Genomic DNA, 16,922 nt, shown 5'->3' with positions numbered 1-16,922 from the left:
TTGGTCTGAAAACAATCTAAGGGGTTTTAAACCATGAGTATTTCTTTAAACACATGTATTTTAATTTTAAAAGAACATCACTTATTAAAATCAAGTGCAGTTCAAGATTCGGTACCTACGAAGATGGACTACATTTCTTATGATTCACGTGATATTCAAACTAATACGCTATTCTTTTGTAAAGGAGCTGGCTTTAGACCAACTTATTTGTCTATGGCTAAAGATAATGGAGCTACTTGTTATGTAGCAGAACAACCATTTCCTGAGGGAAAAGGCATGCATGCTTTGGTTGTTAGGGATGTTACTAAGGCAATGGCTTTGCTATCAGCTGCATTTTATCGCTTTCCACAAGATGATTTATTCTTGGTTGCATTTACTGGTACTAAGGGTAAAACTACATCTGCTTATTTCTTAAAAGGAATTTTTGATAAGATGAATGGCGGAAAAACAGCGCTATTTTCATCAGTTAATGACGTAGTTGGACCTAAGCCAGAAGATACCTTCAAATCAAGCTTAACCACTCCTGAATCTTTGGACTTATTCCGTAATATGCGTAGAGCAGTAGATAACGGAATGACCCACTTAGTTATGGAAGTGTCTTCACAAGCTTATAAAAAGAATCGAGTTTTTGGTTTAACTTATGATTTAGGTTTCTTTTTGAATATTACACCAGATCATATTGGACCTAATGAACACCCTAATTTTGCAGATTATTTACACTGTAAATTGCAATTACTTGTAAATTCACGTAAGTGTATTATTAATGCAGAAACTGATCATTTTCCAGAAGTTTATGCCGCTGCAACAACTACAACTAATCCAGATAGCATTTATCTCTTTAGTAGACAAGGTTATGAAAATCCAGATTTAAAAGTACCAGTTGACTTTTTATTTAAATCTGAAGAAACAGACTTAATTGAAACTAAATTCCAACTATTTTGTGCTAGTGATAAGGCAAAGCATTTAGCTATTGAAGGCGAATATACTTTAGATATGATTGGTGACTTTAATGAAATCAATGGTACAGCAGCTATTATTGGTGCTGGACTTGGTGGAGCAAATCACGAGCATGCTTCAGAAGGTATTCGACATGTTACTATTTCAGGTAGAATGGAAACTGAAAAGACTAAGAATCATGGCCTAGTTGTGGTTGATTATGCTCATAACAAGGCAAGTATGATGGCCCTAATGGGATTTATGAAGAAAGAATTTAGCAATCCTAAAATTATAGTCGTTGTAGGAGCTCCTGGCGATAAGGGTGTAAGCCGTCGACCAGGCTTTAGTCAAAGTTTGAGTGTATTTGCTGATAAGGCATTTCTTACAACTGACGATCCCGGTTTTGAAGATCCGATGGATATTGCAGAAGAAATTGATGCTGGAATTGATCATGCAAAGGTCGATGTAACTATTGAACTTGATCGTGAAAAAGCAATACGTGAAGCCATTAGTATGGCTGGTAAAAATGATGTCGTATTAATTTGCGGTAAAGGAGCAGATCCGTTCCAAAAAATTAGAGGTGTAAATACGCCTTATCCATCTGATATTGTTGTAGCTAGAAATGCAATCAAAGAATTAGAAAAATAATCGATAGAAAGTAGCTTAGGATGAAACACTTTTTTACTATTCTTGGTGGCATGGGAACTATTGCGACAGAAAGCTATGTTCGCTTAATTAATCACCGAGTAAAAATTAGCAAGGATCAAGATTATTTAAACTATATCCTAGTAAATGATGCCCAGATTCCTGATAGAACCGCTTATATTAAAGATCATACTAAAGAAAACTTCTTTTTTGCATTGAAAGATGATGTAGAAAAACAATCTTTATTAAAGCCTGATTTTTTTGTAATGCCATGTAATACGGCTCACTACTTTTATCATGATTTAGCCGCATTAACTGATATTCCCTTTTTGAATATGATGGATATTGCAGTACATCATTTTATGGAAAAATTTCCTAAAGAAGAAAAAATAGGATTAATAGCTACAGAAGGTTCTATTTTTGATAAGTTGTACGAAAATAGCATTGTCAAAAATGGAAGAAAAGTTGAATTAGGTGGTAATGAAATTCAGCCATTAGTAAATGAACTGATTTATAGTGACATTAAAGAAAATGGTTACGTTGATGGTGAGCTATATCATAGAATTTTACGGAAAATGCATGATGATTATGGCTGTAATGTAATTTTGCTAGGTTGTACTGAATTATCTTTAGCGCAAGAAAAAGCCCCTAATCATCCATATAATGTAATTGATCCACAATCTATTTTAGCTGATGTAACAATTGAATTAGCTTTAAAGATTAGAAATGGTATGGATGTTAATAAGGCGGTAAGTAAGTACTTATATCAAGACTGATATTTATCTGAAGAATATATTTCTTAAAGAATATATTCTTTTTTTGTGGTTGAAAAATTTTTATCGAAAAATGACTGAAAATGAGTGAAAATGATTGCTTTTGACTAAGATAGCGGTTACTATATTAGTCGAGGTGAAAAAGATGCTGACACAAGAGCGCCAATCGATGATAAAGAATTACGTCGATCAGCATGATTTCTGTCGTGTTGTTGATTTATGCAAATTGACGCAATCGTCAGAATCAACTATTCGCCGTGATTTGTCAGAAATGGATCAATTAGGTTTGCTGCAACGGGTTCATGGTGGAGCACAAGCAGTGAATAGATCAATAAGAGACATTGCTCAACATATTCGTTTTACGATTAATGTTGAACAAAAAAGAAAAATAGCAAGATATACAGTTCAAAATTTTGTGAAACCAGGATCTTATATATTTTTAGATGCTGGAACTACCGTATATGAAATGGTTCCTTTTTTAAAAGAAGTTGCTGATTTAACAGTAGTAACGAATAGTTTAGATACAGCAGTTGAACTTCTTAAAGAGGATATCCCTACAAGAGTTTTAGGAGGAAAGTTAAAAAAGCAAACTCATGCTATTGTAGGGGAGATTGCAATTAAGCAACTTTCAAATTTAAATTTTACGGCTGCTTTTATAGGAGCAAATGGTTTGAGTAAGATGGGGGATTTTACTACCCCAGATCCTTCCGAAGCTGCTATTAAACGCCAAGAGCTATTGCAGTCGAAACAAGTCTTTGTCTTAATGGATTCGGCAAAGCTATTTGATGAGCATTTTGCTAAATTCGCTCATGTTTCTGAAGTGACCTTGATTACCAATCCATTATCTTCTGACCAAAAAAATAAATTACCAGATGATTTAGTTTATGAGGAGGCTGACTAAATGATATATACAGTTACAGTTAATCCAGCACTTGACTACGTATTACAACTCGAAAAAGTAAATACTGGTGAAGTTAACCGGACTAATGATTGCCAATTTTTAGCAGGTGGAAAGGGAATTAATGTTTCTCAAATTTTAAATCAGTTAAAAATTGATAATACAGCTTGGGGATTTGTTGGTGGCTTTACAGGAACAGAGCTTGTCCGTCAACTTAATCAAAAACAAATTGTCAGTGATTTTGTAAAAATTTCTGATACAACAAGAGTTAATGTAAAGATTCATGCTGAAGTTGAGTCTGAAATTAACGCTGCAGGACCACAAATTACTGAACAAGAAATTGCCGCATTTAAGTCACGTTTAGCAGATTTAAACGAAGGTGACATCGTTGTAATGAGTGGTAGTTTAACACCAAGTTTAGGTGCGGACTTCTACAAAGATTTACTTCCAACTATCAAAGAAGCTGGTGCTGAATTTGTTGTAGATACAACTGGTCAAGCTTTACTTGATACTTTGGAATATAAGCCACTTGTTATTAAGCCTAACCACCATGAATTGGCTGATTTATTTGGTGTAACTTTCAATTCTAATGAAGAAATGCTTACTTATGCTAAGAAGTTACTTGATATGGGCGCTCAAAATGTCATGATTTCTATGGCTAAAGATGGGGGCTACTTGGTAACTCAAGATGGTGTATATCATGCAGCTGGTGCCAAGGGAGTTGCTGTGAATTCAGTTGGTGCTGGTGATTCAATGATTGCTGGATTTGTTGGAACTTACTTCGAAACTAAAAATTCAGTTGAAGCATTTAGAATTGGGATGGCTTGTGGTGCTGCTACTGCCTTCACTAAGGATATTGCAGTTAAGAGCCAAATTGATGCAGTTTTACCACAAATTAAGGTAGAAGAAGTAAAATAAAAACTAAAAATCTAGAAAAAGAGGGGAAAAGCATGCGGATTAAAGATATTTTAAACCCTGAATCAATGATTATGAGCTTAAAGGCAACTAATAAAGAAGAAGCTATTAATGAAATGGCTGATTTGGAAGTTGCTACTGGCGTAGTCAATGATAAAGATGAGTTCGTAAAATCTATTTGGGCACGTGAAAATCAATCAACTACTGGTATTGGTGAAGGAATTGCGATGCCACACGCACGTAATAAGAGTATTAATAAAGCTCGTGTGTTATTTGCTAAGAGTGATCAAGGCATTGACTTTGATTCATTAGATGGACAACCAGTTCACTTATTCTTCATGATTACAGCTCCAGATGGTGCAGATAATACTCACTTGCAAGCATTAGCTAAGCTCTCAGGTTTACTTGTAAATCCTGATTTAATTGCTAAATTAAAAGCAGCTACTAAGCCTGAAGAAATTATTGATATTTTTACTGCTGCAGAAGATGCTAAGGATGCTGAAGAAAAATCAGCAGCAGAAAAAGCAGCAGCTAAGAAAGCCGAAGATGCAAAAGAAGATAAAAGTGACAAGCCATTGATTGTTGGGGTAACTGCATGTATTAATGGTATTGCTCACACTTACATGGCTGAACAAGCTTTGATTAAGGCTGGTGAAAAGTTAGGCGCTGAAGTTAGAATTGAAACTAATGGTTCAGAAGGTGTTAAGCATGAATTAACTGCTGATGAAATTAAGCGTGCTAAAGGTGTTATCATTGCTTCTGATAAAAAAGTTAAGATGGCCCGTTTTGATGGCAAGGAATTGATTGCTGGTCCAGTTGTTGATGGTATTAACAAGCCAGAAGAATTGGTTAAAGATATTTTAGCTGGTAAGGGTAGCGTATACCATGATAGTGGTAATAGCGAAGAAGCAAGTGAAGCAAAAGCAAGTGGCCTTCATGCTATATATCAACAATTGATGAATGGTATTAGTCATATGCTTCCATTCGTTATCGGTGGCGGTATCTTAATGGCCATCTCCTTCTTAGTTGAACAATACATGGGTGGAGCTAAGACAGAGGCATTTGTATTCTTAAACAATGCTGGTAGTATGGCCTTTGCTTTCATGGTACCAGTTCTTGCCGCTTATATTGCTGAAGCAATTGGTGATGCGCCTGCACTTATGCCAGGTTTCGTCGGCGGTTTTATGGCAACTGTTTACAAGGGTTCATTTGGCGGAGCATATGTTGCTAGTGTAAATCACAGCGCTAATTCTGCAGCTGGTTTCTTAGGTGGTATTGCGGCTGGTTTCATCGCTGGATACATTGTGGTAGGTCTTAAGAAGTTATTCAAAGGCTTACCTAAGTCAGTTGAAGGTATGAAACCAATGCTTATTTACCCAATTTTATCATTGCTTCTTACAGCTTTAGTGATGTTCTTCATCATTAATCCGATTTTCGGTGCATTAAATGCAGGTATTACTGCATTCTTAAATCACTTAGGAACTGGTAATTTAGTATTACTTACAGCTATTTTGGCAGGTATGATGTCAATTGATATGGGTGGTCCTTTTAACAAAGCTGCTTATGTCTTTGCTTCAGGTGCTTTTGCTAATGATCCTAACTCTAAGACTGCTGCTATTTTAATGGCTGCTGTTATGGTTGGTGGTATGGTTGCTCCATTTGCTACAGCGATTGCTAGTGCATTCTTTAAGAACAAGTTTACTGATGAAGAAAGAAAAGCTGGTATTACTAACTGGATTTTAGGGTTCTCATTCATTACAGAAGGTGCTATCCCATTTGCTGCTGCAGATCCTAGTCGTGTAATTCCTTCAAGTGTTATTGGTTCAGCTATTGCTGGTGCATTAGTTGGTTTATTACATGTAGGTGTTCCTGCACCTCACGGTGGTTTCTGGGTATCCCCACTCGCAACTAATATCCCTGGTTACTTCTTAGCAGTAATTATTGGTTCAATTGTTGCAGCTGTTATTTTGGGATTCTGGAAAAAGCCAGTAAACAAATAATTTATGTCAATTTAAATAAATTAGGCGCTATCAATTAAGATAGTGTCTTTTTTTGATAGAATAAAAGTAAGCAGGAGGATAACTATGATCAAATTAATTGCGACAGATATGGATGGTACGTGGCTAAATTCTGATAAAAAATATGATGTAGATCTTTTTGAAAAAGATATTGCCTTAATGAAGAAAAATAATATTAACTTTGTTATTGCAAGCGGTAATCAATATGATAACTTAAAAACTCGTTTTCCCAATAATGTTAATGACTTATATTTTGTGGCTGAAAATGGTGCTTTAGTTGCCAAGGGAAATCAGATTTTAGCAATTGAAGATTTAACTATTGAAGAAATTAATGAAATTCAAAGAGCTTGTATTAAATATAAATATCCCGTCGTATGGGCGGGCTTGAATAGCGCTTATGTTTTAAAGAGTGATGGTAATGAACTTTATCAAGAAATGAAAAAATATTACCATAAACTGCAAGCAGTGAACTCTTTTGATGAAATAGATGACCGATTATTTAAGATGAGCTTTGTGATTTTACATGATAATGTTTTAGACCTGGTAACTGAAATGAAAGAAAAATTCCCTAAATTAGGCTTTGTTGCGGGGTCTGAATTTACTATTGATGTTTCTAAAGTTGATATGAATAAGGCTGTAGGACTTAAACTTTTGGGGAAGAAATTAGGAATTTCATCTAAAGAAATGGTAGCTTTTGGTGATAGTGGAAATGATGTTGCAATGCTTAAATATGTTGGCAAAAGCTTTGCTACGTCAACAGCTCAAATAGTAGCTAAAGAAGCTGCTGATGAATTAATTGGTTCAAGTGATGATAGTAGTGTCCAAAGAAAAATAATTGCATTATTGAGTAAATAGGAATATACTGATAAGATTTTTAATTATCAAATAAAAATCAAAAATTAATTGAAAGGAAGGTAGTAATGGCAAAAGTTTTAACAGTTGAAAATTTAACAATGAAATTTGATGAACAAACTGTTTTTGAAAATTTAAATTTTGCGCTAAAAAAAGGTTCAATGACGGCCTTACTGGGACCTAATGGTGCAGGTAAAACTACCTTGATTCGTATTTTGATGAATATGTTAACAGCTACTGCTGGTGTTTTTAAATTTTCTCAGAATACTAAGATTGGTTATGTACCTCAATTTCGAAATATTGATTCAGACTATCCATTAAGCATCAGGGCTTTTATTGAGCTGAATACTCCTTTATTTAAGTCAGCATCTGTCAAAAAAAGAGTTGATAATATTTTAAAGGAAACCAATTTATTAGAAATTCAAAATACACGGATGGGTGAAGCTAGTGGTGGACAAAAACAAAGAGCATATCTAGCACAAGCTTTGCTTGATGAACCCAATTTTATTATTTTAGATGAAGCTACTGCTAGTTTAGATCCAGTAGCTAAAGAAGAATTGATGACACTCATTAAACATCTAAATGAAAAACATGGCCTAACAGTCCTGTTTACAACACATGATATTCCATTAGCTAAGAAGTACATGAAGGACTATTTATTGTTTAAGGATAAAAATTTAGAACATAATAAAATTAGCCAGTTAACTAAGGAGGCGTATGAATAATGTTTGCATATGAATTTATGCGCTACGCCTTTTGGGCTTCTACCTTTATTGCAATTACTTGTGGTGTAGTAGGTGTTTATGTTGTAGCGAGAAGCTTTAGTTTTTTAGCTCATACTTTGAGTGAAATTGGCTTTGCGGGAGCAGCTTTTGCTGTTTTTATGGGAATTAATCCGCTTTGGGGGATGCTTTTATTTACATTATTAGGCTCTTTAGGAGTGGGTGAATTATCGATCCATTCCAATCAAAAAGAATCTTCCATTAGTGCTATTAGTGCATTATTTATTGGCTTAGGAGTATTATTTCTATCTTTAGCAGGATCTAATAGTCGCTATGCAACTAATATTTTATTCGGAAGTATTATTGGAGTGGACTTAGAAGGGGTAATTCAGTTAACTGTATTATCTTTATTAGTTTTAATAATTATTGCTATAATTCAACGCCAATTAAACTTTGATTCATTTGATCATATTGGTGCCCTAGCTCACAATGTAAATGTTAGTTTAGTAGGAATAATATTTTTAATTGTAATGGCTATGGCGGTAAGTGTTGGTTCTCAAGTTGTCGGCTCACTATTAGTATTTATTTTACTAACTTTACCAGCGTCAACTGCAAGGTATCTGGGAAAAACAATTCCAGCTATGATAGCTTGGTCTGTAGGTTTGGCACTAATTGGCGTATGGGTTGGATTATATTTAGGGTTTATTACCAATTGGCCAGTTACTTTCTTCATTTCAGTAATTGAAGTTTTAGTATATTTAACAGTATATTTAGCAAAGATTGTGAAAAGATAAACATTGAAATGGCGCAATTAGCGCCGTTTTTTTTAATACTTTTCACTTTATAAATAAAGCGCTTTCATGGTATGATTAGCCTATAGAGTTGAAATATGGAGGCAGCATTATGAATGCAAATATGTGGATTAAATTTATTTTTGCCTTGCTACCAATTATATGGCTAATTATGTCACTTGGCTTTTTAAAAATGGCAGCCACAAAGGCAACAGCAATTGGTCTAATTATAACAATTATCTTAGCTAAGTTCAGTTTCAAAATGCCTGTTACTAATATCTTCAATGCAGCCTTAGAAGGTGTTTTGATGGCACTATTTCCAATTATTTATGTTATTGTCGCAGCATTATTTACATATAATGTAACTAATCAATCAGGAAGTATTAAGATAATTCAAGATTTATTGAGCTCGATTTCTACAGATAGGCGTATATTGGTACTAATTATTGCTTGGGGGTTTGGTGGATTTTTAGAAGCTATAGCAGGCTTTGGAACTGCAGTAGCAATTCCTGCAGGAATTTTAATAGCTTTTGGGATAGATCCAATCAGAGCGAGTGTAATATGTTTAATTGCTAATACTACTCCTACAGCATTTGGCGCCATTGGACTTCCAGTTATTACTTTGTCGAATCTTACTCAAATAAACGGCAATGAATTATCAGCTTATGTTACTTTGGAATTATTACCATTGATTATATTGATACCTTTTGTGTTGGTTGTTTTAGTTGAAAATAATTTAAAGGCAATAAAAGGAGTTGGAGGGATATGTTTAGCCTCAGGGTTAGCATTTGCTTTACCTCAGATTATTGTTGCAAAGTTTGTAGGGCCTGAGCTCCCTGCAATTGTCGGTGCAATTTTTAGTATTGTAGTGACAATTTCTTTAGCAAAATTAAAAAATCAAAATAAAGAACAAGCGAAAGATCTAGAAATGAAAAGCCATTCGTTAAATCAAATACTTAGAGCGATGTCACCATTTATTTTAGTCTTTGTATTGGTATTAATGGCTTCTCCCCTTGTTCCTAGCATTAATCAATTCTTAAATCACTTTATTATTAAGTTTTCGATTGGTAAGGGGAGTTTTTCATTTGCGTATATAGCATCACCTGGGACACTGATAATTATTGCAACTATAATTGGTGGTTTAATTCAAAAAATTAAGCTACAACAATTGGGGAAAATTTTTATTACTACTATTAAGGGATTAGGAAAAACGACTCTAACGGTTTGTACAATTGTCGCTTTAGCTAAAGTCATGGGATATAGTGGAATGACTAATATTTTGGCAGTTAGTTTAGTTGCTTTAATGGGGCCTGTATATCCTTTAGTAGCTCCTTTAATAGGTGCAGTTGGAACTTTTATAACAGGATCAGATACTTCTGCTAATGTTTTATTTGGGAACTTACAATTATCAGCAGCTCGATCACTGGAAGCAAATGTTGATTGGGTGGTTGCTTCTAATATGGTAGGTGCAACAGCTGGAAAAATGATATCTCCACAATCAATAGCTGTCGCTACTGCTTCTACTGGGCTTGAAGGACATGAAGGGGAACTTCTAAAGCAAGCTCTTAAATGGTTTAGTCTTTATTTGGTAATAATTTGCTTATATTTATTTGGTCTTGGAATAATATTAGGAATGTTAAAGTATTGATTGTAAGCTCGCATTAGCGAGCTTTTTTTGAGCATATAATTGGTCCGTATAAATACTATATGATAATATAAAAATATAATTATACTGGAGGTTATGCGATGAATTCACTGATACAGTTATTTTTAGACTTGTTACCAATTATATGGCTAATTATTTCATTAGGCGTTTTTAAAATGCCAGCTGTTAAAGCAACAAGTATTGGATTAGCATTGACTGTATTATTATCAATATTAGGTGGCAAATTAACTGTTACTAAAACTTTTTTAGGTGCTTTAGATGGTGCGACAATGGGCCTGATAGTAATTTCATATGTTGTTGTCGCAGCCTTATTCGCCTACAATAGCGCAAGTTATTCAGGAAATATGCGAGTTATTCAAAATGCCCTAAGCCATGTATCTACTGACCCTAGAATATTAGTTTTATTAGTATGTTGGGCTTTTGGAGCATTTTTAGAATCTGTAGCGGGTTTTGGAATAGCTGTTGCGATTCCTGCTGGTATTTTGATTTCTTTTAATATTAAGCCGATTAAAGCATCTGTTATTAGTTTATTAGCTAATACTGCTACCACTTCTTTTGGAGCAGTAGGTCTTCCAGTAATTACTTTGGCAGATGTAACAAAGTTAAATTCTCAAACTTTAGCTATATTTGTTAGTTTACAATTATTACTTTTGTGTATTTTAGTGCCATTTTTGTTAGTTTTATTAGTCGATTCATCTTTTAAGGAATTAAAGAAAATATGGTACTATCCTTTAACAGCTGGGCTAGTATATGGAATCGTTCAACTAGTGGTTTCGTACTTATTAGGACCAGAATTACCTACAATTGTGGCATCATTAGCGACTTTAATTGTCTTAATAATGTTGGCTCAAAGGAAAAACAAGTCATCTGTTAAACAAGAAAAACATACTTTAACTGAAATTGCAGTTGCAACAGCACCATTTATATTGATTTTTTCATTAGTATTAGTTACTTCACCGCTTTTTCCACAGATTAATAACTTTTTGAATAATTTTCAAATTGGTTTTCAGATTTATCCAGGCCAAGATAATGGACAAACTTTTTCTTACCTAGTATCACCAGGTACTATTATTTTATTGTCGGCTATTATTGGTGGATTAGTTCAAAAAGTATCATTGCAGGAACAGTTGAAGATTTTGATTTTGACTTTAAAAAGCATATGGAAAACCATTATTACGGTTTGCGCAATTGTAGCATTAGCTAAAGTAATGGATTATTCTGGAATGACAACGACACTGGCAACTAGCTTAGTAAAGGGGTTAGGACCAATATATCCACTTTTTGCTCCTATTATTGGTGCAATTGGGAGTTTTGCAACAGGATCGAATACTTCCTCTAATGTCTTATTTGGAGATTTACAATTGTCTGCGGCTAAAAATTTAGGGGTAAATAAATACTGGTTAGTTGCATCAAATATGGCAGGGTCAACAGCAGGTAATATGCTTTCACCACAATCAATTGCGGTTGCAACTACTGGAGTTAAGTTAGAAGGAAAAGAAGGAATTATTTTAAAAGATGCTTTAAAATGGGCAGGGCTTTATTTAGGAGTTATTTGCATTTTTTTGTATCTGATTGGATTAATTTTTGGCATGATAAGGTTATAAAAATAAAAACAGACTAAAGTTGTAGTTCATCCAAAATGAAATTTAATTTTGGTAATTTACTACAGGTTAATAGTCTGTTTTTTGTTTTTATAGTAATTTTTCTAGTTCGTTTAAGCGCTGCTCAAAGACTGAAAAGGCACTGTCAAGATAAGTTGACGTTGTCATATCGACACCAGCTTTTTTCATAATCTCAATAGGATATTCACTTGAACCTGCTTTTAAAAATGCTAGATAGTCTGCTTTTTGTTTTTCTGTGCCATGAACGATATTCTTAGCTAAAGCAACCGCTGCAGCGAATCCCGTAGAATATTGATATACATAAAAATTGTAATAAAAGTGAGGAATTCTTGACCATTCTTTATCGATATCACTGCCAGGCTCTACGATTCCATAATATTTTTGATTTAATTCACCATAAAAAGAATTCAATTTTTCAGCTGTTAGTGGTTCTCCGCTTTGATCTGCCTCATGAATAAATTGTTCAAATTCAGCAAATTGAGTTTGGCGATAAAGGGTAGTTCTGAATGCTTCTAAATTGTAGTTAAGAATAAATGCTCTAATTTTAGGATCAGTTGCTTTACTTAATAAATATTCAGTTAGAATGTTTTCATTGGTAGTTGATGCTATTTCTGCTAAGAAGATAGGGTATTCGCCATAGATATAAGGTTGATTTTTTCTAGTGAAAGCAGAATGTACAGAATGGCCCGTTTCGTGAACTAAAGTATAAAGAGCATCAAAGTCATTAGTCCAATTAAGCAATTCATAAGGATCTGTATCATAACTACCACCTGAATATGCTCCAGTTACTTTTCCCTTAGATTCCACAACATCAATTACTCGATTATTAAAAATATAATCAACTTGATCAAGGTATTCTTTCCCTAAAATACTTAATGCCTCTCGTGCTTGCTTTTTCGATTCACTATAGCTATAGGATAAAGATGGGGTTCCTGTAATTGGAACATAGAGATCATACATTTCTAGTTCTTCTAATCCCAAAACTTTTTTTCTTAATTTCATATAACGGTGGAGTAAATTGAGATGTTTATGAACCCCTTTAATTAAGTTATCGTAAACGGAAACAGGGATGTGACTTTGTGCTAAAGCTGCTTCGCGCGCACTATTGTAACCATGCATTAATGCAACATAATTTTGTGATTTAACATTGCCTGAAAGAGTTGAAGCAAGTGTATTTTGAAATTGACCATAGCTTGCATAAAGAGTTTCGAAAGCATTTTTTCTGACGGTTCTTTTTGGTGATTGGATAAGCTGACTATATAATCCTTCAGTTAATTGAACCATCTCGCCATCATTGTCAGTTGTATAACCAAATTCAAGATCTGAATTGGTTAGCACATTAAAAGTATTACTTGATGAACCAAGAGCAGCACCACTTGCAGCAATAATTTGTTCAGATTGCGCATCTAGAGTATGATTTCTTTTATTAGTAATCTGATCTAAATAGTGTTTGTAATTTAATAATTTAGGTTCTTGTAGCTCAAATTCTTTTAAGACTTGATTGCTTAAAGATAAAATAGCTGGATTAATGAAGCTAATAGCTGAGCTATATTTATTTGCCAAATCTTCTGCCATTGCGGCAAAACCTAAATAATGATTATTGCTAGTATCAACATCTCTAGACATCGTGGCATAAACATAAATTTTTTCTAGACGGCGATCAATTGAAAAAATTTGGGTTAATGCTGAATATAAATCATTACCAGATTTAGTAATGATGGCACTCAAGTTATTTAGATTGGAAATTTCATTGCTTACTGACTCAAATTCTTTTTGCCAAGCTTGATCAGTAGGAAAAACTCGTGTTAAATCCCAAGTCAACTCTTTGGGGACTTCATTTCTTGTAGGTAATACCATATAAAATTCCTCCGTGATTTGAATAAGTTTATTTTAGCGTGTTATTTGTAGATTTTACAAAAAAACGTCTTTTTATCTTAAATAAAGCCTTAAAATTACACAAAAAAGTATAGTTTTAAAACAAAAAGTGGCAAAATTTAAATATAAGTTTGTTGAGGAGAATTGGATATGACGAAAAATCATCCAGATAGTCGGGAAGAATATCGCTTCAAGCAACGCAGTGGGCGTTTACTATCTCGAAATCAATTTTTTACTGCAAATAAACAGATCGCTAGTAATAAAAATTTTAAAAAGCTTCTGACCTTAATTGTTTTTCTTGTTGTTGGATTTGTGGCAACATGGGGGAGCCATTTTTACTTTAATTTAGAAGCAGCGTTGGGAAATACTTATCAAGGTGGTACGCCTGCTACTCAGATTACTAATAAGCAACCTATTTCGGTATTAATTTTGGGAGTAGATCAAGGAATTGAAAATCGTCATGATCAAGGAAATTCTGATACTATGATTCTTGCGACGGCCAATCCACAGACTCAAAAATCCACTTTGACATCAATACCACGAGATTTGTTGGCTGATATAAAGGGCGATAATGGAAAATACTTTATGTTTAGAGTTAATTCAGCTTATCAAGTAGGTGGTAATAAAGCTGCAATGAAAACTACGAAGGCCTTGCTTAATACTCCAATTAATTATTACATGGAAGTTAATATGAAGGCATTGCAAGAATTAGTGGATGCTGTAGGTGGAGTAGATGTTAAAGTACCATTTTCGTTCACTTATAATACCACCTTCAAGAAAGGAAAAATGCATTTAAATGGTAAACAAGCATTAGATTACGCAAGAATGAGAAAAGAAGATCCTCGTGGTGATTATGGAAGACAATTGCGCCAAAGACAAATTATCATGGCAATTGTCAAAAATGCTTTAAGTTTAAATAGCATTTCCAACTATAAAAAAATCCTAAAAGCTTTTTCAAAAAACGTGACAACTAATATGACTTTTAGTGATATGATGGCTATCGCTATTAATTATCGTTCTGTAGCAAATAATATTAAGAGTGACTATATTCATGGCCACGATGCTTGGATTGATGGCGCCTCAATTCAAGTTGCTTCAACGAGTGAATTACAGAGAGTTTCAAATTATACTCGAACTAACTTAGGTTTGAAAAAGCAAAAACTTAGCAATGAAGAAACTAGGCAGAATCGTTTAAATGAAAAATATAATGCTATTGATTGGACAAATCCTAACGCCTTTACTAATTACCAAGTATTTCCAGCTAATAGTGATTCTGCAGTTAATTCTGATTCTGGTAGTAATTACAATACAACTTACAATAATAACGTTAGTGAATATGATAATGGTGGAAATTGGTAGAAAAAAGACCTGCATTGCAGGTCTTTTTTTTAATAACTATTTATTTGCTTTAATGATGACTAGCTCCGCTATTTGCATCATCATGACAATGATCCATGTAGCCTTCAGTACACATACCTGGCATGAATACTTCGCTTTCTGGAATTCCTTTTTCTTCCGCAAATGCTTTAGTTAAGGTTTCCATATCCATTAAATCGTAATGTGGTTCTGGCTTGGTTGGATCAACAATTAAGATGTTTGCCATCATACCAGCATCTTCGTGTTCAATGATGTGGCAGTGATACATAAAGAGACCTTCTTTAGGGAAGATTACTTTTAGACGAACAGTTTCTTGTGGAGCAACTTCAATTGTGTCTTTGTAAACTCCGATTTCATTAGGATTTGGAGTTTGGCCATTGCGTGATACAACTAAGAAATGAGCACCATGAATGTGGAATGGATGAAGCATACCGTGACTCTTGCTGTTAGTATTAGTTACATCCCAATATTCTGCATGGTTAACTTCAGCTTTCATATCAATTCTTTGCATAGAATATTGCTTACCATTAATTTTATCATGGTCATCCATTGTTACTTTCCGGATTGGAGCATCTGGATCAACTTTTGGATCTGTCGGTGTGAATAGGGTATCTGGCAAGACAGAATTATCTTCTTCAAAGTCATGAATTCTAAATTCAATAAGTTTGAAGTCATCAGTATAAAGATTTACGACATCTCCAGATTTATAACCTGAGAAATCAACAATTACTTGAAGACGTTCACCAGGACCAACTAATAATTTGGTCATCTTTACAGGATGTTCTAAGAAAGAATCATCTCCTGCGATTTGAGTCATAACTAAATCATTATCGAAGTGTAATCTCCATTCACGACGGTTAGTACCACCTAAGAAGAGCAAACGAACTTTTTGGGTCGTTACATCAATATATGGTTTAATGATACCATTAATTAGTGGTGTATCGCCAAATACTCCCATAGGATCATAATCAGCACGGTAATCAAATTGATTATCTTTGTGGAACACTCTATCTTGTAATACAATAGGAAATTCGTCTTTGCCGTATGCTTTTGGAATTGGAAGTTCAGCTTCATGGTCATCAGTAATAACTACTCCCATTGCTAACCCCATCCAAACTTGAGCTGCTGTACTTGGACATGGGTGAGCGTGAAGCCATGTTAATGCAGCTGGTTGTTCAACAGTAAACTCAATTTCTTTTTCTTCACCAGGATAAACAGGAGCATGACAACTTCCATCAATGTATGGACCAGGAACTTCCATACCATGCCAGTGATAAGTGGTTAATTCTTTAAGACTATTCTTTAATGTGACATGAACATGTTGACCAGTTTTAAGTACCATTGTTTGTCCTAAAAATGGAGCATTATAACCCCAAGTTTTAGTTTTTGAACCAGGTAAAAATTGTGTCTCACCTTCAAGAGATTCAATAGTGAACCAAACATCATTGCCGTCCACTTTATCAGGTTTTAAAACAGGTGGTACAGCTAAAGGTTGAGCTTCAACACCATCTGGAATGTGTAAGTTTTTATATCTAAAATGGTTTTTGTCAAAATCTGCTTCATCATAGAAGTAGTCAGTGTATACTTTTTCTGTCATAGTATTGACCTTTCTTTCTACCTCACTAGAGGAGAATAACTATTACAGCTTCAATGTACACCTGTTGTAAGCGCTTGTAAACTGATTATACGACAAATCACAATTTAAATAACGAAAAGTTAATTTACAAGTGTAGTCAATAAAGAAAAAGTTATTTAATTCATAGTTGATAAATATTGGGTAATTAGTTAATCTAAATCTTGAAAGATATATTTGATACGCGTGGTGCTAGTTA

At 34.1% G+C, this 16,922-nt stretch carries 13 protein-coding genes; 11 read left to right on the top strand and 2 right to left on the bottom strand.

The window, feature by feature from the left end; genetic code table 11:
• Positions 1-33: 33 nt before the first annotated feature.
• The 10 genes from ACNDLV_RS06485 (at position 34) to ACNDLV_RS06440 (ending at position 11,820) form a co-directional block, all read left to right on the top strand.
• Entirely contained in the window at positions 34-1,584 is a 1,551-nt protein-coding gene (locus ACNDLV_RS06485; RefSeq protein ID WP_006586238.1) for a UDP-N-acetylmuramoyl-L-alanyl-D-glutamate--2,6-diaminopimelate ligase, read from the top strand.
• Positions 1,585-1,604: 20 nt separating this feature from the next.
• On the top strand, positions 1,605-2,357 hold the full coding sequence (locus tag ACNDLV_RS06480; protein WP_006586239.1) for an amino acid racemase: 753 nt from the start codon (positions 1,605-1,607) through the stop codon (positions 2,355-2,357).
• 142 nt (positions 2,358-2,499) lie between these two features.
• The gene (locus tag ACNDLV_RS06475) at positions 2,500-3,255 is read left to right on the top strand and encodes a DeoR/GlpR family DNA-binding transcription regulator (RefSeq protein WP_022091390.1); all 756 of its coding nucleotides are present in this window, start codon (positions 2,500-2,502) and stop codon (positions 3,253-3,255) included.
• Entirely contained in the window at positions 3,256-4,170 is a 915-nt protein-coding gene (gene pfkB, locus ACNDLV_RS06470; RefSeq protein WP_006586241.1) for a 1-phosphofructokinase, read from the top strand. It abuts the gene before it with no gap.
• Positions 4,171-4,202: 32 nt separating this feature from the next.
• Positions 4,203-6,167, top strand: coding sequence for a PTS fructose transporter subunit IIABC (locus tag ACNDLV_RS06465; RefSeq protein WP_006587589.1), 1,965 nt, complete (start codon positions 4,203-4,205; stop codon positions 6,165-6,167).
• An 84-nt stretch (positions 6,168-6,251) separates the two neighbouring features.
• Entirely contained in the window at positions 6,252-7,040 is a 789-nt protein-coding gene (locus tag ACNDLV_RS06460; protein ID WP_006586243.1) for a Cof-type HAD-IIB family hydrolase, read from the top strand.
• Between the two features lie 65 nt (positions 7,041-7,105).
• Entirely contained in the window at positions 7,106-7,762 is a 657-nt protein-coding gene (locus ACNDLV_RS06455; RefSeq protein WP_006586244.1) for a metal ABC transporter ATP-binding protein, read from the top strand.
• Positions 7,762-8,553, top strand: a complete 792-nt coding sequence (locus ACNDLV_RS06450; protein ID WP_006587590.1) for a metal ABC transporter permease — start codon at positions 7,762-7,764, stop codon at positions 8,551-8,553. The genes ACNDLV_RS06455 and ACNDLV_RS06450 overlap by 1 nt, the downstream gene beginning before the upstream one ends.
• 121 nt (positions 8,554-8,674) lie before the next feature.
• The gene (locus ACNDLV_RS06445) at positions 8,675-10,198 is read left to right on the top strand and encodes an L-lactate permease (protein WP_006587591.1); all 1,524 of its coding nucleotides are present in this window, start codon (positions 8,675-8,677) and stop codon (positions 10,196-10,198) included.
• A 98-nt stretch (positions 10,199-10,296) separates the two neighbouring features.
• A complete protein-coding gene (locus ACNDLV_RS06440) occupies positions 10,297-11,820 on the top strand; it encodes an L-lactate permease (RefSeq protein ID WP_006586247.1) in 1,524 nt (507 codons plus the stop codon).
• Between the two features lie 87 nt (positions 11,821-11,907).
• On the opposite strand, the gene pepF is transcribed toward ACNDLV_RS06440, so the two are convergent.
• Complete coding sequence (pepF, locus tag ACNDLV_RS06435) at positions 11,908-13,695, bottom strand: oligoendopeptidase F (protein ID WP_006586248.1); 1,788 nt, start codon at positions 13,693-13,695, stop codon at positions 11,908-11,910.
• 168 nt (positions 13,696-13,863) lie between these two features.
• On the opposite strand from pepF, the gene ACNDLV_RS06430 reads away from it, so the two are divergent.
• Positions 13,864-15,072, top strand: coding sequence for an LCP family protein (locus tag ACNDLV_RS06430; RefSeq protein ID WP_006586249.1), 1,209 nt, complete (start codon positions 13,864-13,866; stop codon positions 15,070-15,072).
• Positions 15,073-15,121: 49 nt separating this feature from the next.
• Here ACNDLV_RS06430 and ACNDLV_RS06425 read toward each other — a convergent pair whose 3' ends face one another.
• On the bottom strand, positions 15,122-16,687 hold the full coding sequence (locus ACNDLV_RS06425) for a multicopper oxidase family protein (RefSeq protein ID WP_006586250.1): 1,566 nt from the start codon (positions 16,685-16,687) through the stop codon (positions 15,122-15,124).
• Between the last annotated feature and the right edge of the window lie 235 nt (positions 16,688-16,922).

Source organism: Lactobacillus fornicalis, assembly GCF_055362665.1.
This window is presented reverse-complemented; position numbering and strand designations above follow the sequence as displayed.